We start from the raw sequence: 533 nt of genomic DNA, 5'->3' as shown, positions 1-533 counted from the left end.
AGCGCCACCGTCACCACGCTGGCGGTCAACAACGGCACGCTCACGCTGGCCGCAACGAACGACCGCATCGCCGACACCGCCAACGTCAGCGTGGCCGCCGGCGCGGTGCTGGCCCCGGCCGTCAACGAGACCGTCGCCACGCTGTCGCTGACCGGCACGCTCAGCGGCAGCAGCACCTTCACCGCCGCCACCACGCTGGAGACCGGCGCCTCGGTGCAGGCCAACCTCGGCGGCAGCAGCCTCACCGTCAACGGCAACGCCACGCTCACCGGCACCGCCGCCGCCACCACCGTGGCGCTGGACGGCGGCACGCTCACGCTGTCCAGCGCCAACCGCCTGGCCAGCACCGCCAACGTCACCCTCGCCGCACCCGCCACGCTGCAACTCGGTGGCAACCAGACCCTCGGCAGCATCCTGGGCGCCGGCAGCATCGCCCTGGGCAGCGCCACGCTCACGCACACCGGCACCACCGCCACCAGCTTCGCCGGCACCCTCAGCGGCACGGGCGGCCTGCTCAAGCAGGGCACGGGCAC

The 533-nt window shown here is 73.9% G+C and carries 1 pseudogene; it reads left to right on the top strand.

The features are described from left to right. Positions 1-533: pseudogene (locus EOE66_RS21890) on the top strand (hypothetical protein); the annotation flags it as partial.

Source organism: Rubrivivax rivuli (assembly GCF_004016505.1).
In the GTDB taxonomy this organism is placed as follows: domain Bacteria; phylum Pseudomonadota; class Gammaproteobacteria; order Burkholderiales; family Burkholderiaceae_C; genus Rubrivivax; species Rubrivivax rivuli.
The sequence above is the reverse complement of the archived record's forward strand: the minus strand, read 5'-3'. Positions and strand labels throughout refer to the sequence as shown.